This window comes from Streptomyces sp. NPDC047117, assembly GCF_040643545.1.
In the GTDB taxonomy this organism is placed as follows: domain Bacteria; phylum Actinomycetota; class Actinomycetes; order Streptomycetales; family Streptomycetaceae; genus Streptomyces.
In genome coordinates this window covers 244,728-264,448 of the sequence record NZ_JBEYUN010000013.1, presented here as the reverse complement: position 1 = coordinate 264,448, position 19,721 = coordinate 244,728, and the positions used below count along the sequence as shown (strand labels likewise).

Genomic DNA, 19,721 nt, shown 5'->3' with positions numbered 1-19,721 from the left:
CGGCAAGATCCGCGAGATCGGCGCCTCCAACATCTCCCCGGAGCGCCTGCAGGAGTCCCTCGACTTCTCCACCCGCGAAGGCCTGGCCAAGTACGGGCAGGCCGCTCCGTCCTGCCCGCGCCCCGCCGCCACCCCCGTACGTTCCGCAGGAGACCCCGTGACCCGCACTGCTCCCCCGCTGCTCCACCACCGCCTCGACGGCCCCGAGGACGCGCCGCCGCTCGTGCTCGGCCCGTCGCTGGGCACCTCGCTCGCCGTGTGGGAACCGCAGCTGACCGAACTGGCCCGCACCCACCGGGTGCTCCGGTTCGACCTGCCCGGGCACGGCTCCGCCCCCGCCGGCCTACTCCCCGACCCCACGCCCGGCGCCACCACCGTCGCGGACCTCGCCCGGCTCGTCCTGGACCTGGCCGATCACCACGGCTGGCGCACCTTCCACTACGCCGGGATCTCGCTCGGCGGGGCCATCGGCGCACGGCTGGCGGTGGACCACGCCGACCGGCTCGCCTCGCTCGCGATGATCTGTTCCGCCGCCCGCTTCGGCGAACCGGCCGGCTGGCGGGAGCGGGCCGCCACGGTGCGCGCGCACGGCACGGCGGCGGTGCTGCAGGCGACGCCGGGCCGCTGGTTCGCCGATCCCGGGACCGCCACGGGGCCGCGCGGTACGGCACTGCTCGGTGATCTCTCCGCCGCCGACCCGGCCGGGTACGCGGCCTGCTGCGACGGGCTGGCCGGCTACGACGTGCGGGCAGCGCTGTGGTCGGTCACGGCCCGCACGCTCGTGATCGCCGGGCGCCAGGACCCGGCGACGCCGCCCGCGCTCGCCCGGGAGATCGCCGACGGGGTGCCGGGCGCGGCCCTCGTGGAGGTCACGGGCGCCGCCCATCTGGCGGGCGTGGAGCGGCCGGACGCGGTGAACGCGGCGCTGCGGGTGCACCTGGACGCGGCGACGGCGGGCCGCTGAACCCGCCGTACCGCCGTACGCCCGCGCGGCGGGCTGTCGTCAGACGGCCTCGCCGCGGGCCGGCACGGGCGTCCCCGGGGGCTCCTGCCGGGGCACCGGCAGGCCGCCGGGCGGGCCCGCCAGGACCTTCCCCAGGCGCTGGCCCGGCAGCTCGACCAGCCGGTGCGCGAGCATGCTCAGCGGGAGCAGCAGCGCGAGGTAGGCGGCCACCAGCAGCGGAGTGTCGTGCTGCTGCCAGGGCACGGCCAGGTCGCAGACCTCCAGGACCAGCGGGTGCAGGAGGTAGAGCGAGTAGCTGATCACGCCGCAGAAGGCGAGCCAGCGCGGTACGCGGTGCCGCCGCAGGGCCATCGCCACGCCGAACGTGAGCAGCGCGAGTCCGACCGTGAGCGCCCAGATCCGCACGGCGGCCTGCGGGTCGGCGCCGCCGGTGACCGCGTCGCCGCGGGAGCCGATGTGCAGCGCCGCCGACAGGACGCAGGCGGCCAGCACCATGCCCACGACGGTCGTCCCCGCGGCCCTGCTCAGCTGCCCGCGCTCCATGCGGTACAGCACGGTGCCGGTGAACATCAGGGACAGCAGCGCGAGCCCCTGCCAGGGCGGGATGCGGCCGTTGCAGAGGACGAGGACGGCCGCCAGCGCGCCGCCGAACAGCGCCCCGGCCCGGCACCACGAGGCCCGGCCCGAGGCCACGGCGCACAGGGCGACGGCCGCCCCGAGCGCGGTCGCCGCGATCACCGGCGCGCCGCCCAGGCCCCGGGTCAGCGCGGCGGCCGGCAGCAGTCCGCCCGCCGCGACGCCGAGCGCTGCCGTGCCGAGGGCCGCGGGCGCGGAGCGGCGGTGCTGCCGCAGTGCGAAGAGCGCCGCGACGAGGAAGTAGAAGACCATCTCGTAGGAGAGGGTCCACAGCACGTTGAGCGCGTTGGGCACGCCGAGGAGGTCCTGCAGCATCGTCCCGTGCGCGAGCAGGGCGCTCAGCGGGTCGCGCTCCCCCAGCCCTTCGCGCAGCTGTCCCGGTCCCCACCGGGCGAGCAGCGCCGTGGCCGCGAGCGCCACGATCAGCAGTGGGTAGAGGCGGCAGACCCGGCCGACCCAGAACCGGCGCAGCGAGCCGCGCCGCTCCAGCGAGGCCGGGATGATGTAGCCGCTGACCAGGAAGAAGACGATGACGCCGTAGGTGCCGGGGTTGAACCAGCGCAGCACGGTGGCGGACAGCTCCGGGAGGTAGCGCGGCGCCGCGTGGTGCAGCGCGACCATCAGCGCGCCGATGCCCCGCAGCGCGTCCAGCCACGCGAGCCTGCGGTCGGGTCCTGGTCCGCCGCCCGCGCCCGGCAGGTCGGGCACGTGCGCCGGGCGGGACGAACGGGTCGACATCAGCCACACCGCATCACTCATCGTCACACCGTACGTACGTGGCGTAGTGGCCGCATGTCGGACTGACGTCGTATCAGTCGTACGGGTCACCGGCGGCCGTCCGGGCCACTCGTCGCGCGCCGGACGAGCCTGCCTACACTGGGCCGACCAGTGGACCGCATCCGAGGAGCCAGCCGTATGACCGCCGTTCACCCGTCGGCCCGTACCGCAGGCCGGCAGCGCGACGCGGCGCGGACCCGGGCGGAGATCCTGAAGGTCGCGACGGAGGAGTTCGCGCGGCAGGGGTACACGGGCGCCCGGGTGGACGAGATCGCGGCCCGCATCCACACCACGAAGCGGATGATCTATTACTACTTCGGCAGCAAGGAGCAGCTGTTCACGGCGGTGCTGGAGCACGCGTACGCGGGCATCAGGCAGCAGGAACAGCGGCTGGACGTCGAGCACCTGGATCCCGCGGCGGCCATCCGGCGGCTGGCCGAGCTGACCTTCGACCACCACGAGGCGCACCCGGACTTCGTCCGCCTGGTGAGCATCGAGAACATTCACGAGGCGGAGCACATCGCCGCTTCGGAGACGATCGGCCGGCTCAACTCCCCGGCCATCGAGGTGATCGGCCGGATCCTCGAAGAGGGCCGCGCACAGGGCGTGTTCACGGCGGACGTGGACGCGGTCGACCTGCACGCGATGATCAGTTCGTTCTGCTTCTTCCGGGTCTCCAACCGGCACACCTTCGGCGCGCTCTTCGCGCGGGACCTGACGGCGGCGGACCGCCGGGACCACTACCGCACGATGCTCGGCGACATGGTCCTGGGCTATCTGACGGGGTCCTCGGCGGGCTGAGCGGCGCGGCCACCCACGGGCGGAATTGTTTCCCCGAGATGTCTTGACAGTGACCTGCGGGCGGTTCACGATCGCTGCACCCCCACAACTAACTATCTAGTACGTTAACTCGCCGCCACCCGCCCCTCACGCCGGTGGCCCTCCCCCGTGGAGCAGGCATGTCCGCTCTCTCGTCCGAGGCCGGGGCCCCGCCCCCCGCCCGGCCCCGCAAGGCCGCTGTCGCCGCCTGGATCGGCAGCGCGCTGGAGTACTACGACTTCTTCATCTACGGCAGCGCCGCCGCGCTGGTCTTCCCCAAGGTCTTCTTCGACCCGTCCGACCCGGCGACCGCGACGCTGATCTCGCTGGCGACATTCGGTGTCGCCTACGCGGCACGCCCGATCGGCGCGCTCTTCCTCGGCCACTACGGCGACCGGCTCGGTCGCCGCAAGATCATGGTCTTCACCCTGATGCTGATGGGCCTGTCGACCTTCCTGATCGGCTGCCTGCCGACGTACGCGCAGGTCGGCACGGCCGCACCGGTCCTGCTGGTGCTGATGCGCATCCTCCAGGGCCTCTCCGCCGCCGGGGAGCAGGCCAGCGCCAATTCGATGACGCTGGAGCACGCGCCCGAGGACCGGCGCGGGTACTACACGAGCTTCGCGCTGAACGGCACCCAGGCCGGCCAGATCCTCGCCACCCTGATCTTCATCCCGGTGGCCGCGCTCCCCGACGAGCAGCTCTACACCTGGGGCTGGCGGGTGCCGTTCCTGCTCAGCGTGGCCGTCACGGTCGTCGGCTACGTCATCCGCCGGAAACTGTCGGAGACCCCCGTCTTCGAGCAGGCCGCGGCGGAGAACGCGGTGGCCCGGCTGCCGCTGGCCGACCTGCTGCGGCACCACTGGGCGGACGTGCTGCGGGTGATCGCGGCGGCGCTGATCGCCACGGTCTCCACGATCTTCTCGGTCTGGGCCCTGGCGTTCGCCACCGGCGACGCGGTCGGCCTGGACAAGTCCGCGATGCTCTGGGTGGGCGCGCTGGCCAACGTGGTGGCGCTGGCCGCCATCCCGCTGTGGGCGAAGCTCTCGGACCGCATCGGCCGCAAGCCCGTCTTCCTGATCGGCTCGCTGGGCTCCGCCGCGCTGATCTTCGCCTACCTGTGGGCGATCACGACCGGCAGCTACCCGCTGGTCTTCGTCACCGGCATCCTCTTCTTCGGCGTCGTCTACAGCGCCGCCAACGGCATCTGGCCGTCCTTCTACGGCGAGATGTTCCCGACCCGGGTGCGACTGTCCGGCATGGCGATCGGCACCCAGATCGGCTTCGCGGTGGCGGGCTTCGCCGTGAGCATCGCCGAGCGGATCGCGGGCCCGGGCGGCGACAACTGGCTGGGCGTCGCCGGCTTCACCGCCGGCACCTGCGTGATCTGCTCGCTCGCCGTGCTGACCGGCCGGGAGACGTACCGGGTGCCGACGCTGCTGCTCGGCGAGAAGCCGGGCGCGGCCACGGACCGCGGCGACCTGGCGGGCGCGGCCTCCGCCTGACCGCCGCCGGCGGCAGAGGTCCCGGGTCCCCCTTCCGTCCGCGGATCTCTGCCGCCATAATTAACTAACCAGTTCGTACATTGCGCACCACCAGGGAGTCGCGTTGTCCACGCCCTCGTATCTCACCGGCCTCATCGGCTCCGGCATCGGTCCCTCGCTGAGCCCGGCCCTGCACGAGCGGGAGGCCGACCGGCACGGCCTGCGGCTGCTCTACCGGACGCTCGACCTGGACACCCTGGGCGTGCCCGCCGAGTCCATCGGCGATCTGATCGCCGCCGCCCGTACGCTCGGCTTCGATGGACTCAACATCACCCACCCCTGCAAGCAGCTGGTGATCCCGCACCTGGACGAGCTGTCCCCGGGCGCCGCCGAGCTGGGCGCGGTCAACACCGTCGTCTTCCGGGGCGGCCGGGCGACCGGCCACAACACCGACGTCACCGGCTTCACCCAGTCCTTCGCACGCGGCCTGCCCGGCGCCGCGACCCGGCAGGTCGTCCAGATCGGCGCGGGCGGCGCGGGCGCCGCCGTCGCGCACGCCATGCTCTCGCTCGGCACCGATCTGCTCACCCTCGTGGACACCGACGCGGTACGGGCCGGGGCGCTCGCCGACGCGCTCAACGCCCGCTTCGGCGCCGGGCGCGCCACCGCCACCACCCCCGACCGGCTGCCCGCCGTCCTCTCCGGCGCCGACGGCCTGGTGCACGCCACGCCCACCGGCATGGCCGCCCACCCGGGCCTGCCGATCCCCGCCGAGCTGCTCCGCGCCGACCTGTGGGTCGCCGAGGTCGTCTACCGCCCGCTGGAGACCGAACTGCTGCGTACCGCGCGGGAGCTGGGCTGCCGGACGCTGGACGGCGGCGGCATGGCCGTCTTCCAGGCCGCCGACGCCTTCCGGCTCTTCACCGGCCGGGAACCGCACGCCGAAGAGATGCTCGCCGACCTCGCCGACCTGGTCGGCGCCGCCGCGGTCTGAGGAGGCCCCCATGCGCAAATCCATCGCCACGGTGTCGCTGAGCGGCTCGCTCTCGGAGAAGCTCAGCGCCGTCGCAGCGGCCGGGTTCGACGGCGTCGAGATCTTCGAGAACGACCTGGTGGCCTGTCCGCTCAGCCCCGAGGAGGTCCGGCTGCGCGCCGCCGACCTCGGCCTGTCCATCGACCTCTACCAGCCGTTCCGGGACGCCGAGGCGGTCCCGGACGAGGTCTTCGCGCGCAACCTGCGGCGCGCGGAGCGGAAGTTCGCCGTCATGGAACGGCTGGGCGCCGACATGATGCTGGTGTGCTCCAGCGTCTCGCCGGACGCGGTCGACGACGACGCGCTCGCCGCGCGCCGGCTGCGTGCCCTCGCCGAGCGCGCCGCCGACCACGGCATCCGGCTCGCGTACGAGGCACTGGCCTGGGGCCGGCACGTCAACACCTACGACCACGCCTGGCGCATCGTCGAGCAGGCCGACCATCCGGCGCTCGGCACCTGCCTGGACAGCTTCCACATCCTCTCGCGCGGCTCCGATCCCAAGGGCATCGAGGACATCCCCGGCGAGAAGATCTTCTTCCTCCAGCTGGCCGACGCGCCGAAGCTGGCGATGGACGTCCTGCAGTGGAGCCGGCACTACCGCTGCTTCCCCGGTCAGGGCGGCTTCGACCTCGCCGGGCTGCTCGGCCACGTGCTGCGCGCCGGCTACTCCGGACCGCTCTCGCTGGAGATCTTCAACGACGTCTTCCGGCAGGCGGACGCGGGCCGCACCGCGGTGGACGCGATGCGCTCGCTGATCGCCCTGGAGGAGGCGACCGGGCTCAGCAGTCTGCCCGCGCCCGTCGTCCCCGACGGGTTCGCCTTCGCCGAGCTGGCTGCCGCCGACACCGAACCGCTGCGCTCCCTGCTCGGCGCGCTCGGCTTCGCCCGTACCGGCCGGCACACGGGCGGCAAGCCGGTGGAGCTGTGGCAGCAGGGCGAGGCACGCGTACTGCTCAACACCGTGAGCGGCGCTCGCCGCGAGGGTCCGGGCCTGGTCGCGCTCGGCCTGGAGAGCCCGGAGCCGGCCGCGGCGGTGCGCCGTGCCGAGTCGCTGCGGGCCCCGGTCGTGCCCCGCCGCCGCGGACCCGGGGACGTACCGCTGGACGCGGTGGCCGCGCCGGACGACACGGAGCTGTTCTTCTGCCGCACCGACCGGGACGACCACCCCAGCTGGACGGCGGACTTCGGGTCCCCCGCGGCGCCGGGCAGCGCTGCCGGGGTCACCCGTATCGACCATGTCGCGCTCACCCAGCCCTGGCACCACTTCGACGAGGCGGCCCTGTTCTACGCGAGCGTGCTGGGCCTGCGCCCGAACGAGAGCCTGGACCTCGCCGACCCCTACGGCCTCTTCCGCAGCCGCGCCGTCGCCAACGCCGCCGGCTCCCTGCGGGTCGCCCTGAACGTCGCGCCCGTACCGGGCGAGCAGGGGAGCAGGCCGCAGCACATCGCGCTGGCCACCGACGACCTCCTCGCCACCGCGCGCCGGGTGCGGGAGAACGGCGCCGGGCTGCTGCCCGTCCCGGAGAACTACTACGACGACCTCGACGCGCGGTACGAGCTCGCCCCCGAGACCCTGGCGGCCTTCCGCGAACTGGGCATCCTCTACGAACAGGACGCGGACGGCGGGGAGTTCCTGCACTGCTACACCGTCACCGTCGGCCGGGTCTTCTTCGAACTCGTCGAGCGTCGCGGCGGCTACGAGGGCTACGGCGCGGCCAACGCGACCGTACGGCTGGCGGCGCAGCACACGGCCGACGCGGGCAGCCGGCCGGTGCGCTAGGGGTCAGGCGGCCGCGGCGGCGAGGGCGGTGTCCGCCGCCGCGGCGAACCGTTCGAAGTTGGCGACGAACCGGCCGGCGTCCTCGGCGGTGTGCTGCACGGACAGCGTCCACTGTTCGGTCTTGCCCCAGGGCGGCAGGAAGACGCCGCCGTTGTGCTGGTACAGCCAGTGCAGATGGCCCCAGCGGTCGTCGTAGGCGAGGAAGTCCCGGAAGTGGCGCAGCCGTTCGGTGAAGATCACCGAGCCCTTGGCGCCGCGCGCGGCCACGTACCCCGGCAGGCCGTGCCGGCGCAGCGCGGCCTCCACACCGCCGGTCATCGTCGCCCGCAGCGCGTCGAAGCCGCGGTAGGCGTCCTCGGTCAGCACCTCGGTGAGCATCGCGCGGACGGCCGCGAGCATCAGCGGATTGCCGTTGAAGGTGCCGACCTGCTCGTAGGTGTGGTCGGCGATGCGGTCCATCAGCTCCCGGGTGGCACCGATCGCACCGCACGGGATGCCGCCGGCCATGGACTTGGCGAGGCACACGATGTCGGGAGTGGTGCCGAAGAGTTCGGTGGCACCGCCGGGTGCGACCGCGAAGCCCGTCTTGACCTCGTCGTACGCGAGGTGGGCGCCGTGCCGATGGAGCAGGGCCTGCAGTTCGGCGTGGTAGCCGTCCGGCGGGATGATCAGACCGATGTTCATCATGATCGGCTCAATGATCATCCCGGCGATCTCGCCGGGGTGTTCGGCCAGCGTCCGCTCCACCGCGCCCAGGTCGCCGAACGGCACGACGAGGGTCAGGTCAGTGATCTCCGTGGGATAGGCGGGGCCGTACGGCACGGAGCGCGGCCGGTCGTCGGGGCCGATGTCGTCGGCGACGCGGGCGTAGCCGGAGACCTGCACCGCGTCGTGGTGGCCGTGGTAGCTGCCCTCGACCTTGAGGATCTTCTTGCGCCCGGTCGCGGCCCGCATCAGGTGGACGGCGGCCATCGTCGCTTCCGTACCGGAGTTGGTGAAGCGCCAGCGCGGCTGCCCGAAGCGCTCGGCGAGCAGCCGGGTCACCGGGATCAGGTCGCGGGTGGGCTGCGCGAAGTGCGTGCCGTGCCGGACCTGTTCGCCGACCGCCGCGACGATCGCCGGGTGGGCGTGGCCCGCGAGGCCGACGCCGAAGCCGCCGTGCAGGTCGACGTAGTCGGTGCCGTCCACGTCGCGGACGTGCGCGCCGTGCCCGTCCTCGATCCAGACGGCGCACGGCCGGGAGTCCTGCCAGGCGGAGGCGACCCCGCCGGCGAGCGTCTCCTGCGCCTCCTCGCGCAGGCGGACGGAGCCTGCGGTGCGGTCGGTGAGGATCTTCTCCTGCTCCTCGATCAGCTGGTCCAGGGCGTGGGCGCGTGCTGCGTCCAGCGGGAACTGCTGCGTCATCGTGCCGGTCTCCTTGCGCTCGAGGGCGTGCAACGACCAAGCTCCGTAGCGAAGTTACGGTAGAGAGAAAAGTTACGGTAGCTTTTCTACGAAAGTTGGCGGCGCCGACGAAGGGGCAGCAGCGCGATGCCGGGAGTCACCAGGAAGACGCGGCGGAGCCGCCGTTCACCGGCCGAGACCCGGGCCCTGATGCTGGAGGCGGGCGTGGAGCTGGTGCGCCGGCACGCCGCCGACACCTCCGACCGGGCGCTCGCCGGGCCCCTGGCGCACATCAGGCTCACCGACGTGGCGCGGCTCGCCACCGAGATCGCCGCGGGCCGGCAGCCGGGCGTCGGCCCGGCCCAGCCGATCACCACCGGCGCCATCTATCCCCTGTGGCCCACCCAGGCCGACTACCAGGCGGACCTGATGTTCCACCTGTTGGGCCCGGACGCGTACGCGGAGGACCGGGAAGCGGTGACCGAGCTGCTGGCGCTCGCGGACACCACGGCGCCGGTCGAGTCCCTCCTCACCACGGTCGCCGCCGGCTACCTCGAACGCGCCCGCGCCAATCCGCTCACCTACGTCTACCTGACCTTCTACGTGCTCGGCGAGCACCCCGAAGTGCGCGCCGCCGCCCGCGACGGCTACCGGCAGCTGGGCCTCGGCTACGCCGCCGCGCTCGAACGGCTGCTGGCCCGCGAGGGGCGCCGGACGGCCCCCGGGCGCACCGTCACCGATTTCGTCGTCGCCCTGCTCGCCGTCCTGGAGGGCTTCTGCCTGCGCGCCCGGGTGGACCCCGGCGCTCCCCTGCCCGACGGCCCGGCGCCCCGGGCCCCGCTCCCCGAACTGCTCGGCGCGACCCTGGTCGCCCTCTGGAACTCCTTCACGGAGCCGGACCCGGCGGCCTCATGACATGCAATGCAGCTCAACAGCCTTGTTTGATAAGGCAGTTCACAGGTGCCGCCGGGGAAGCCGGGCGTCCCGCTGACGCTCCGCATCCGCGTCATCGACTCCGTGCACTGCCGCCCGCTGTCCCGGGTCGCCGTCGACATCTGGCACTGCGACGCGCTGGGCATCTGCTCCCGCGTCCTCCGGCGGCGGTGGCACGCCCCCCGACCGCCGCGCCCACCGGCCAGCTCCTCGCGCTGCGGTACGACCCGCGGCACGTGGGACGCGGCGTGCACGCGGCGATCACCCTCGGCGTCGATCCGGACGCCGTCAACGACGGCCAGGACGGTCTCCCCGCCCCGGCCTCCGCCCCCTCCTCGGCCGGCAGCCGACCCCACGGTGGTGCCGCGCCTCGACCGCACGATGGGCCTCCGCGGCCTCCCCAGGGGGTACGTACGGGCGATCTCGATGTGCAGTCCGCCGTCCGCCCGGAGGGCGGTGAGCTGCCGCAACCGCTCCGAGGACCGCTGCGCGAACAGCCCGAGGATGCCCAGCTCCGCGACCCGGTCGAAGGCGACGAGCGTGCCGATCCGCCGGCGGTCCTGGACCAGCTCCACCGAGACGTCCACGGCCTCGCCGCCGGCCCCGCTCCCCGCCCGGTGGTGCCCAGCCGCCGCGCACCGCGCAGTCGGCGGGCTGCACGCCGGCCGCCCGCATACGTACGCGGACCTCGCCCGGCTACCGCGGTCGAGGTCAACCGCCGCCGATCACCTGCCGCTGTCCCTGTGTCTCGTCCACGTCCACCGCGTCCGAGCGGCGGTTCCAGGCGCGAGGGGCGCGCCAGTGGTAGTGCAGGGCGAGCAGCCGGACGGCGAAGGCCACGACGGCGGCGAGCGCGCTGGTGCCGGGATTCAGGGCCTGGAACCGGATGCACAGCACCACGATGGCGGCGCCGACGATGGCGGGCACGGCGTAGAGGTCGCGGTCCCAGCGGACCAGCGACGGCACCTCGTTGGCGATGATGTCGCGCAGCACGCCGCCGCCGACCGCGGTGGCCATGCCGAGGGTGGCGGAGGCGGTGAGGCCGAGCCCGTACTCGTACGCCTTGGTGGTGCCGGCGACGCAGAAGAGGCCGAGGCCGGCCGCGTCGAAGACGTTCACCCCGGTCTGGATCCGCTGGACCTGGGGGTGCAGGAAGAAGACGAGGACCGCGGCGATCAGCGGGGTGAGGAAGTAGCCGAGGTCGGTGAAGGCGGCCGGCGGCACGGCCCCGATGATCAGGTCGCGGAACAGTCCACCGCCCAGCGCGGTCACCTCGGCGAGCACGGCGATGCCGAAGATGTCGAAGTTTTTGCGTACGGCGAGCAGCGCACCGGAGATCGCGAAGACGAAGATCCCGATGAGTTCGAGCGTGTGCTGGACGGTGGGCGTGAACAGTTGCTGGAGCACACAGCATTCTTACGTGTGGACGGCGCCGTGGAGCGTGACGTTCCACACTGCGGGCGGCCGCGCCTTCCGGGGCGCGGCCGTCGGGCGGTCAGCTGATCTGGCGGCGGACCAGTTCGTGGAAGAGGCCGCCGGTGTCGGCGAGCAGGTCGGCGGGGGCGCCCTGCTGGGCCACCCGGCCGTCCGCCATCACGATCACCCGGTCGGCATCCATGATCGTGGAGAGCCGGTGGGCGATGACGACGCGGGTCGCGTTCAGCTGCCGGGTGCTCTCGGTCACCACCCGCTGCGTCTCGTTGTCCAGCGCGCTGGTGGCCTCGTCGAAGAAGAGGATGCGCGGCCGCCGGATCAGCGCCTGGGCGATCATCAGCCGCTGCCGCTGGCCGCCGGAGATCGAGCCGCCGCCGTCGGAGAGCATGGTGTGCATGCCCATCGGCATCCGCTTGATGTCCTCGGCCAGCCCCGCCATCTCCGCGGCCGCCCACGCCTCCTCCTGCGTGAACATCTCGGCGCCGCAGATGCAGTCCAGGATGGAGCCGTTGAAGGGCTGCGCATTCTGGAGCACCACGCCGCACTGCCGGCGCACCGCGGCCTGGTCCAGGGCCGCCAGGTCCTGTCCGTCGTACAGGACGCTGCCGGCGGCCGGCCGGTCGAAGCCGATGAGGAGGCGCAGCAGGGTGGACTTGCCGCAGCCGCTCGCGCCGACGACGGCGACGAACTCGCCGGGCCGTACCTGGAAGGACACGTCGTCCAGGACCAGCGGCCCGTCGTCGGAGTAGCGGAAGGACAGGCCACGGGCCTCCAGGCCGCCGGTGAGGGTGCCGGGCCGGGTGGAGCCGCCGCGGACCTCGGGCCGCTCGTCGAGCACCGGCTTGATCTGCTCGAACATCGGCAGCACGGCGGCGGCCTGGAGGAACGCGCCGGTCAGCTGGGTCACCGCGGACAGCATCATGGTCACGGCGGTGTTGAAGGTGAGGAACGCGCCGGCCGACAGCACGCCGCGGGCCGGGCCCGCGAGCAGCATGAACATCACGAGGGTGCACAGCGGCAGATAGATCGCGTTGAGCACGGTGGTGAGGTTCTTGATCCGGCCGACCTTCTGCTGGAGTTCCCGGCTGCGCGCGAACTCCCCGGCCCACGCGCTGTACGCGAAGGTCTCGGCGGCGGCGACGCGCAGCTTCGGCAGCCCGCGCAGCGTCTGGAACGCCTGGTTGTTGAGCTTGTTGGTCAGCTCGATGAGGCGGCGCTGGTAGCGCAGCTGCCACAGCCCGAGGAGCAGGAAGACCGCGGCGATGCAGAGCAGCATGGCGATCGCGACGACGGCCAGCTTCGGGCTGTAGACCAGCAGCAGGACGAGGTTCATCGTGCCGACCGTGCCGGCCTGCACGGCGATCGAGCCGATGCCGGACAGGATGCGGCGGATGCCGCTGATGCCCATGGCGGCGCTGGCCAGCTCGCCGGTGGAGCGCTCGCTGAAGAACTTGGTGGGCAGCCGCAGCAGCCGGTCCCAGACGGCCGGCTGGAGGGTGGACTCGATGCGCCCTTCGATGCGCAGGATGGAGGTGTTCTCCAGCAGCATGAAGACGGCGGCGACCAGGCTGGTGACGATCAGCGCGATGGTCGTCTGGACGATGAGGCCGCGCTCGGCGTTGGGCACGTACTCGCCCAGCACCTTGCCGGTGGCGATGGGCACCAGCGCGCCCAGCACCACGGCGACCAGCCCGCCGATGGCGAGGTTGCGCAGGTCCAGCCGGGTGCCGCGCATGGCGAAGCGGGCCAGCCGCAGGGGCCCCATCGGGCGGTCCGGCAGCGGCGCGTAGAGCATGACGCCGCGCGGCTCGATCGCCTCGGCGGTCTCGGCGTCGAGGCGGGTGCGCGTGCCGTTCGCGGCGACCGCTTCGTAGCGGCGGCGGCGCCACAGCAGCGCGACCGGTTCGCCGGTCTCGGTGCGGTGGCCGATCAGCGGGCCGCTGTTCTCGCGCCACCACCGGCCGTCGAGCTTGACGACGCGGGTGCGGATGCGGGAGCTGACGGCGATCCGCTCGACCGGGCTCAGCCGGTCGTCGGTCGTGCCGCCCTCCTTGGGCGAGGTGAGCGTGATGCCGGCGGCATCGGCGACCTTGCGGCAGACGGCGAGCGTGGCGTCGTCGGTGGCGCCGGTGCGCGCGCCGCCGCGGCCGGGCGCGCCGATGGAGGACAGCAGGGTCCGGTCGGCCTGGGAGCGGGCGGCCTCGCCCGCCTCGATGCCGGCGGCCGTGCGGTCCTCGTGGGCGCGCTCCAGCCGCTCGATCCAGCGGTCCAGGGACGACAGCAGCCGGTACTGCTGGTCCACCATCCGCTGCCACATCGTCCCGTCGATGAGCAGGTCGGCGGCGGCCTCGGCGCTGTAGTGGGCGCCGTACTGGAGGCTGCCGGGCTCGACCGGCATCCACAGGATGTTCTCGTCGGCCGTGCCCTGCGGATCGAGTACCCCGTCCGCCTCGGCGGTCTCGTACTCACCGTCGAGCGGCGCCTCGAAGAGCACCCGCTGGCTGCGGCCGACGCCGCGCGCGAAGGCGTCCTCCAGCGGGCTGAGCGCGCCGTCGTATCCCAGCTCGCCGGTGTCCCACGGGTCCGCCGCAGCGGACTGGCCGACGTACCGGCCGTACGCGTCGTACTCCGCGTAGCCGCCGTACTCGGGCCGGAACAGCTCGCGCAGCGGGATGCGGCGCACCGCGCAGCCCTGGAGCGGCCGGCCGACGAGGGTGTGCTGCGGGCCCTCGACGGGGCCGAGGAGGAGGGTGCCGGGGGCGAGCCGGCCGAGGAAGTACCAGTGGCCCTGCTGGGCGGCGTCGACCGCGAAGAGGTCCATGGCCCCGGCGGTGACCAGCCACAGGACGTGCGGGCCTTCGAGCGGGAGGTTGCGCAGGCCCGTGAGGTCGGCCTCGGTGCCGAGCCCGCCGAGGGCGTGCAGCACGCTGTCGTCGGCGGCCGTACCGGCGGCCGCGGGATGAGGGGTCGTCACCTCAGGACTCCTTGACCAGCTCTGCGTACGCGCCCTGGGCGGCGACCAGCTCCTCGTGCCGCCCGCGCTCGACGACCTTGCCGTGGTCCAGGACCACGATCTCGTCGCTGTCGCGCACGGTGCTCAGGCGGTGCGCGATGACGACGCAGGCGCAGCCCAGGCGCCGCAGGTTGTCCATGATGATCTGTTCGGTCTCCGCGTCCAGGGCGGAGGTGACCTCGTCCAGGACGAGGATGGAGGGCCGCCGGACCAGGGCGCGGGCGATCTCCAGACGCTGCCGCTGGCCGCCGGAGAAGTTGCGGCCGTCCTGCTCGACCCGGCTGTGGATGCCGCCGGGGCGGCGGGAGACCACGTCGTAGGCGGCGGCGTTCTTCAGCGCCTCGACGACGGCCTCGTCGGGGATGGAAGGGTCCCAGAGCGCGACGTTGTCCCGGACGGTGCCCTCGAAGAGGAAGACGTCCTGGTCGACGAAGGAGACCGAGGAGGCGAGGGCGCCGCGGGAGATGTCCTCCAGCCGCTGCCCGTCGATGTGGATGGTGCCCTCCCACGGGCGGTACAGGCCGGAGATCAGCCGGGAGACGGTGGACTTGCCGCTGCCGGAGCCGCCGACGAGGGCGACCTGCTGGCCGGGGCCGACGGTCAGCGAGAAGCCGGTGAGCAGCGGCTTGTCCAGCGGGCTGTAGCCGAAGGTGACCTCCGTGAGCGTCACGTGGCCCTTGAGGCGGCGGGTGCTCGCGACCGGCTCGGGGCGGGTGTAGAGGGAGTCGACGGGGAAGGACTCGACGTCCTTGAGGCGGGCCACGTCGGCCGCGAAGTCCTGGATCCGGCCCGCCATGCCGTTGAGCCGGGTGATGGGCTGGGTGAAGTTGGTGACCAGCGCCTGGAAGGCGACGAGCAGACCCACCGACATATGGCCCTCGACGGCGCGCAGCCCGCCGATGTAGAGGATCAGCGCACTGTTGAGGGCGGCGAGGGTGGGGGCGACGACGGCGAGCCAGGAGGTGGGGACGCCGAGCCGCTGCTGCCCGTCCAGGGTGGTGGCGTGCTGTCCGGCCCAGCGCCGGAAGTAGCCGTTCTCGCCGCCGGTGGCCTTCATCGTCTCGATGAGCTGGAGGCCGCTGTAGGAGGTGTTGGTCAGCCGCGCGGTGTCGGCGCGCAGCTTCTGCGTCCCCGTGGCGCGCATCCGTACGACGATCCGCATCGCGGCGACGTTGAGCAGCGCGACGGCCACGCCGATGAGGGTGAGCTGCGGGTCGTAGGACCACAGCAGGAACGCGTAGAGGATGACGACGACCGCGTCCACGGCGGCTGCCGCGATGTCCCTGGCGAGGGTCTCGGCGACGGTGTCGTTGGACTGCAGGCGCTGGACGAGGTCGGCGGGGTTGCGCTGGGCGAAGAAGGTGACCGGCAGCCGGAGCAGGTGGCGCAGGAAGCGGGCGCTGCTCAGGGTGGAGGAGATGATGCGGCCGCGCAGCAGGTTCGCCTGTTGCAGCGCGGTGAGCGCGGCGGTGAGGAGGAGGGTGGTGCCCATCGACGCGAAGAGCACTCCGAGCAGCGACGTCTGGTCGCCGATCAGGAACATGTCGATGTACGTACGGCTCAGTGCGGGCACGGTCGCGCCGACCACGACCAGCAGGAAGCTGGCGAGGACGGCGGCGAGCATGGTGCCGGAGGTGCCGCGCAGCCGGGGCGGCAGCGCGCCGAGGACGCCCGGCTTCCGGCCGCCCTTGCGGAACTCCTCGCCGGGCTCGAAGGTCAGCACGACGCCGGTGAAGCTGGTGTCGAAGTCCTCGGCGGGCACGAAGCGGCGGCCCCGGTCGGGGTCGTTGATGAAGGCGCCCTTGCGGCCGAAGCGGCGGCCCATGCCGTCGAAGACGACGTAGTGGTTGAACTCCCAGAAGAGGATGGCCGGGGCCCGCACCTCGGCGAGCGCGGCCGGCTCCATCTGCATGCCCTTGGCCTTCAGCCCGTAGGAGCGGGCGGCCTTGAGGAGGTTGGAGGCGCGGGAGCCGTCGCGGGAGACGCCGCAGGCGATGCGCAGCTCCTCCAGCGGGACGTGCCGGCCGTAGTGGCCGAGGACCATGGAGAGCGAGGCGGCGCCGCACTCCACGGCCTCCATCTGGAGGACGGTGGGGGTGCGGACGGACCGGCCGGCGCCCTTGGCGGGTCCGGGCCCGCTCCGGCCGGTGCGGCGCCGGGTGGGCTTGGCTTCGGGGCGGTGCCGGCCGCGGCCGCCGGGCGGCAGCGGGGGCGTCGCCGGTGCTTCGGGCTGCGCGGTCACGGGAGGAGCCAATCGATCGGGCGCTGCGCGGTGAGGTGGATCGCACCGGTGACGGGCGTCATGGAGCCGATCGCGTTCGGCGGGCCGTCGGCGGTGGACCACTTGTAGCCGGACTTGGTGTCCGCGCGCTCCAGCTCGACGAGGACGGCGACGGGCTGGCCGTGCGCGGTGAACTGCTCGCCCAGCTCGCGGTCGCCGAGGAAGGCCGCGATCTGCCGGCCGCTCTGCGGAGCCCGGCCGACCGCCTTGACCTTGCCGCGCAGTACGCCGTACTGCTGCGTCGGCACCGACTGGACGGTGAGGTCGACGGTGGCGCCGACGGGGACGGTGGCGGCGCTGCGGCTGGGGACGTACGCCATGGCCACCACGGGTTCGCGCGCGCTGCTGACGCGCTCGACGCTCGCGACGTCGGCGCCGACGGTGACCACCGAGCCGATCTTGCCGACCAGGCTGGTGACGCGCCCCGCGGCGACGGCGCGGACGGCGCGGTCGCCTTCTGCGGTGCGGACCTTGAGGACCGGCGCTCCGGCGCGGAGCGTCGCGCCCTCCTTGGCGTAGACCTGGGTGACCTGTCCGGCGACCGGACTCTGCAGGACGTAGCTGCCCTGCGGGTGGGTGAGGATGCCGGGCGCGCTCAGCTTGGAGGACACGGACCCGGTGAACGCCCAGAAGGCGGCGACGGCCATCACGATCACGGTGACGGCGAGGACGAGGCCGCCCTGCGGCCGGGCGTAGCGCACGGGCAGGTCGAGCTCTTCAGGCGACTGGAGCTTGGCCAGCGCCTTTTGCCGGAACTGCACGGAACTTTTCCCTCGACTGCTTTTGCCTCGATCGACGCCGGCGCACTTGCCAAATGGCGGCGAAGAAAAAGGCGACCCAATGGGACACGCGCGACATGACGTACCTATGAGGCATGAAAATACCCGCCGTTCGGGCATGCCGAGGCATGACCGTAACACAGGCGGAAAAGCCCGCACTTGACGGGAGAAGGGTAAATCGGTCGCCGACGTCCGTGAGCCCCGGAACAAATGCTCCGGGGCTCACGGCAAACCTATGGATACGGACATGTACGCATAGGTCGAGTCACGCCTGCGGCAATACTGCCGACAGTGACCGTGGGTCTCAGAGACCGGCGACGACGCCGTTCACGTTGACGCCGGTGGTCTGCTGCACGGTGCCGGTGACGGTGCCGAGCACGTTGCCGACGGTGCCGCCGGTCACGCCGTCGACGGTGCCGACGACCTGGTCGGCGACGGGGCCGACGACGCCGAGGCCACCGGCGATGTTGTCGAGCTCGGCGTCGGCGATCTCAGCGGTCTCGACCTGGGGGGTGAAGTCCATGACTTGCGGTTCCCTTCAATTGCTGTGGGTCAAACTCGAATAACACGGGAGTCGGCGGCAGAACATAACCCGGCCGCCAAATCGGTCATTTACCGACCGGAAGCCGGAAGGCATTTGGCCGACCTCCGCGCCGAAATGATCCAAGCACGCCAACTGGCGGCCGGGCCAACCCGCTTGCAGGGGGCAGTCAGCACATTCCCGCCTCGCACAACGATCGCGTGCAGTTTCGTCCACGCGTTGGTGACGAGTCCTTCACAAGATCGATTACCCGCGGTACGGCGGCCGCGCGCACACGCCGGGCCCATCCGGACATACCTGCGTCAAGCCCCGGCCGCGCGCACGAAAACCCACAGCGGGCGGCACACCCTGTGCCACCGATGCGAGGGCGATGTGCAGATTCCTTGAAATCCGCCTGCGCGGCTCAACCTCGCGCCGCCAGGAGCGTCCGCGTGAGTGCGCACACAGGGCCGCGGTCCGCGTCTCAGGTCACCGAGACCCCGCCGGGCAGCGCCGCGCGCCAGCCCCCCAGCGTGTCCAGCACCCGCTGCAGCTCACCGATGACCCGGTCCAGATCGGCGGCGGTCCGCGCGTCGAAGGAGTAGGGCAGCCGGCCCTCCGCCTCGATGACGCCCACCTCCACCACCGGCGACGTCCGGCCCGACGCACCTTCTTCACACATGATGTGGAAGAGGAGCTGCGGGAAGCCCCGCTCCGGCTGCGCCGAGAGATTCCAGCTGACCGCTTCGGCCAGATGCATGATCCCGTCATGGCCGCCGGCCTCGGCCGCGGTGTGCACACGGTGGCACCACGTCGGGCACACCACGGGCCGTACCGCCAATGTCACGGCATCCAGCATGTCGTCCGTCATGTGCACATTATCCGGCCGGCGTCCCGAACCCGCCCCTGCACGGCGTCCGGTCGGCTGTCTTGTGCGGTATCTGCTCGCCTGCTAAACATCTCAGGAGCGAAATTCTCAGCGGTTAAATAAATCGGCGAGGTACGCACGTGTGCGCGGCCCCGCACACACCTCAGGAGGCCCCCGCGATGCTCCTGCTCCCGTCCGGCACGGTGGCGCCGACCCAGCGCACCCTCCCGGACTTCTCCCTCTCCCGGCCGGGGACCCTTACCGAGGCGGCCGCCGCCGGCGCCGCCGACGGCGCGGTGTACGCGCAGGGCTGCTCCGACCTGGTCGCACAGTTCCGCGAAGGGCTCCGGTGCAGCACGCTGGTGGCGCTGGACCGGGTGCCGGAGCTGCGCCGGGTCCGATACGCCGACGGTGCGCTCCGCCTCGGCGCCGGCACGGACCACCACTCCGGCTCCCGGGACTCCGCCGTACGGGGTGCGCTGCCCTCCTTCGCCGACGCCTGGGGCTCCATCGCCACCCACCGCATCCGGCAGCGCGCCACCCTCGGCGGCAACCTGATGGCCCGCCGCACCCGCTACGAACTCTCGATCATGCTCGGCGCGCTCGGCGCCCGGCTCCACTTCACCTCGGCGGCGGGCCCCTCGGTCCTCTCCCCCGGCGACCTCTGGGACCGCGCCGAGCCGCCCGGCGCGCTGCTGCACACCGTCGAGATACCCGACGTGCCCGGCGTGTGGTTCGGCTACGAGCGCTCGATGCGGCCGCTGGCGACCGTGGCCGTAGCGGTACGCGGCACGGCCGTCACCGTCTCCGTCGGCGCGGAGTACAGCCCGCCGCACATTGTGCGCACCACGCTCGGCGCCGACCTCGCCGAAGCCGTGGCCGCGCTGCCCGACAGCATCGGCGACGTGGCGGGCAGCGCCCCGTACCGGCGGCACCTGGCCGCGGTACTGGCGGGCCGGCTGCTGCGCCGGTACGCCCAGGAGAAGGACGAGGAGGGGTCCCGTTGAGCGAGTCCGG

Annotated in this window: 15 protein-coding genes and 1 pseudogene; 8 read left to right on the top strand and 8 right to left on the bottom strand. The window is 72.7% G+C overall.

The annotated features are described in order from the left end of the window. Window positions 1-964: alpha/beta fold hydrolase (locus tag ABZ840_RS25340; RefSeq protein ID WP_361562512.1), on the top strand; the 964-nt coding region annotated here is incomplete at its 5' end. A gap of 39 nt (window positions 965-1,003) precedes the next feature. Here the strand turns inward: ABZ840_RS25340 and ABZ840_RS25335 are convergent. Next, the gene (locus ABZ840_RS25335; protein ID WP_361562510.1) at window positions 1,004-2,359 is read right to left on the bottom strand and encodes an acyltransferase; all 1,356 of its coding nucleotides are present in this window, start codon (window positions 2,357-2,359) and stop codon (window positions 1,004-1,006) included. 156 nt (window positions 2,360-2,515) lie between these two features. On the opposite strand from ABZ840_RS25335, the gene ABZ840_RS25330 reads away from it, so the two are divergent. The 4 genes from ABZ840_RS25330 (at window position 2,516) to ABZ840_RS25315 (ending at window position 7,493) form a co-directional block, all read left to right on the top strand. Then, a complete protein-coding gene (locus ABZ840_RS25330; protein ID WP_361562509.1) occupies window positions 2,516-3,178 on the top strand; it encodes a TetR/AcrR family transcriptional regulator in 663 nt (220 codons plus the stop codon). 158 nt (window positions 3,179-3,336) lie between these two features. Further along, complete coding sequence (locus ABZ840_RS25325; RefSeq protein ID WP_361562507.1) at window positions 3,337-4,701, top strand: MFS transporter; 1,365 nt, start codon at window positions 3,337-3,339, stop codon at window positions 4,699-4,701. 103 nt (window positions 4,702-4,804) lie between these two features. After that, entirely contained in the window at window positions 4,805-5,674 is an 870-nt protein-coding gene (locus ABZ840_RS25320; RefSeq protein WP_361562505.1) for a shikimate dehydrogenase, read from the top strand. A gap of 10 nt (window positions 5,675-5,684) precedes the next feature. Beyond that, on the top strand, window positions 5,685-7,493 hold the full coding sequence (locus tag ABZ840_RS25315) for a TIM barrel protein (protein WP_361562503.1): 1,809 nt from the start codon (window positions 5,685-5,687) through the stop codon (window positions 7,491-7,493). A 3-nt stretch (window positions 7,494-7,496) separates the two neighbouring features. Here ABZ840_RS25315 and ABZ840_RS25310 read toward each other — a convergent pair whose 3' ends face one another. Then, the gene (locus tag ABZ840_RS25310) at window positions 7,497-8,930 is read right to left on the bottom strand and encodes an aminotransferase class III-fold pyridoxal phosphate-dependent enzyme (RefSeq protein WP_361562501.1); all 1,434 of its coding nucleotides are present in this window, start codon (window positions 8,928-8,930) and stop codon (window positions 7,497-7,499) included. A 93-nt stretch (window positions 8,931-9,023) separates the two neighbouring features. Between ABZ840_RS25310 and ABZ840_RS25305 the strand changes: the two genes are divergently transcribed. Further along, window positions 9,024-9,791: a hypothetical protein gene (locus tag ABZ840_RS25305; protein WP_361562499.1), complete on the top strand. Its 768-nt coding sequence runs from the start codon at window positions 9,024-9,026 to the stop codon at window positions 9,789-9,791. A gap of 57 nt (window positions 9,792-9,848) precedes the next feature. After that, window positions 9,849-9,962 (top strand): annotated as a pseudogene (locus ABZ840_RS25300) (dioxygenase); the annotation flags it as partial. Window positions 9,963-10,520: 558 nt separating this feature from the next. Here ABZ840_RS25300 and ABZ840_RS25295 read toward each other — a convergent pair. From ABZ840_RS25295 to ABZ840_RS25270, 6 genes are all read right to left on the bottom strand, one after another. Then, on the bottom strand, window positions 10,521-11,216 hold the full coding sequence (locus tag ABZ840_RS25295; protein WP_361562498.1) for a trimeric intracellular cation channel family protein: 696 nt from the start codon (window positions 11,214-11,216) through the stop codon (window positions 10,521-10,523). 88 nt (window positions 11,217-11,304) lie between these two features. Next, window positions 11,305-14,217, bottom strand: a complete 2,913-nt coding sequence (locus ABZ840_RS25290) for an NHLP bacteriocin export ABC transporter permease/ATPase subunit (RefSeq protein ID WP_361562496.1) — start codon at window positions 14,215-14,217, stop codon at window positions 11,305-11,307. Between the two features lies 1 nt (window position 14,218). Continuing rightward, window positions 14,219-16,498, bottom strand: a complete 2,280-nt coding sequence (locus ABZ840_RS25285) for an NHLP family bacteriocin export ABC transporter peptidase/permease/ATPase subunit (RefSeq protein ID WP_361562494.1) — start codon at window positions 16,496-16,498, stop codon at window positions 14,219-14,221. Beyond that, window positions 16,495-17,298 (bottom strand): HlyD family efflux transporter periplasmic adaptor subunit, encoded by an 804-nt coding sequence (locus ABZ840_RS25280; RefSeq protein ID WP_361562492.1) that lies wholly within the window; start codon window positions 17,296-17,298, stop codon window positions 16,495-16,497. Before ABZ840_RS25280 ends, ABZ840_RS25285 begins: the two co-directional genes overlap by 4 nt. Window positions 17,299-17,620: 322 nt before the next feature. Continuing rightward, a complete protein-coding gene (locus ABZ840_RS25275; RefSeq protein ID WP_361562491.1) occupies window positions 17,621-17,839 on the bottom strand; it encodes a type A2 lantipeptide in 219 nt (72 codons plus the stop codon). A 481-nt stretch (window positions 17,840-18,320) separates the two neighbouring features. Further along, window positions 18,321-18,707 carry a hypothetical protein gene (locus ABZ840_RS25270; protein WP_361562489.1) on the bottom strand — a complete coding sequence of 129 codons (387 nt, stop codon included), beginning with the start codon at window positions 18,705-18,707 and terminating at the stop codon, window positions 18,321-18,323. Window positions 18,708-18,883: 176 nt separating this feature from the next. On the opposite strand from ABZ840_RS25270, the gene ABZ840_RS25265 reads away from it, so the two are divergent. Next, the gene (locus tag ABZ840_RS25265) at window positions 18,884-19,711 is read left to right on the top strand and encodes an FAD binding domain-containing protein (protein ID WP_361562487.1); all 828 of its coding nucleotides are present in this window, start codon (window positions 18,884-18,886) and stop codon (window positions 19,709-19,711) included. The last annotated feature ends 10 nt before the right edge of the window (window positions 19,712-19,721 follow it).

What these genes read in the sequence shown, in the direction of transcription:
- ABZ840_RS25335 (WP_361562510.1), bottom strand. Translation starts at nt 2,359, where the DNA reads ATGAGTGATGCGGTGTGGCTGATGTCGACCCGTTCGTCCCGCCCGGCG.
- ABZ840_RS25330 (WP_361562509.1), top strand. Translation starts at nt 2,516, where the DNA reads ATGACCGCCGTTCACCCGTCGGCCCGTACCGCAGGCCGGCAGCGCGAC.
- ABZ840_RS25325 (WP_361562507.1), top strand. Translation starts at nt 3,337, where the DNA reads ATGTCCGCTCTCTCGTCCGAGGCCGGGGCCCCGCCCCCCGCCCGGCCC.
- ABZ840_RS25315 (WP_361562503.1), top strand. Translation starts at nt 5,685, where the DNA reads ATGCGCAAATCCATCGCCACGGTGTCGCTGAGCGGCTCGCTCTCGGAG.
- ABZ840_RS25305 (WP_361562499.1), top strand. Translation starts at nt 9,024, where the DNA reads ATGCCGGGAGTCACCAGGAAGACGCGGCGGAGCCGCCGTTCACCGGCC.
- ABZ840_RS25275 (WP_361562491.1), bottom strand. Translation starts at nt 17,839, where the DNA reads ATGGACTTCACCCCCCAGGTCGAGACCGCTGAGATCGCCGACGCCGAG.
- ABZ840_RS25270 (WP_361562489.1), bottom strand. Translation starts at nt 18,707, where the DNA reads ATGACGGACGACATGCTGGATGCCGTGACATTGGCGGTACGGCCCGTG.
- ABZ840_RS25265 (WP_361562487.1), top strand. Translation starts at nt 18,884, where the DNA reads ATGCTCCTGCTCCCGTCCGGCACGGTGGCGCCGACCCAGCGCACCCTC.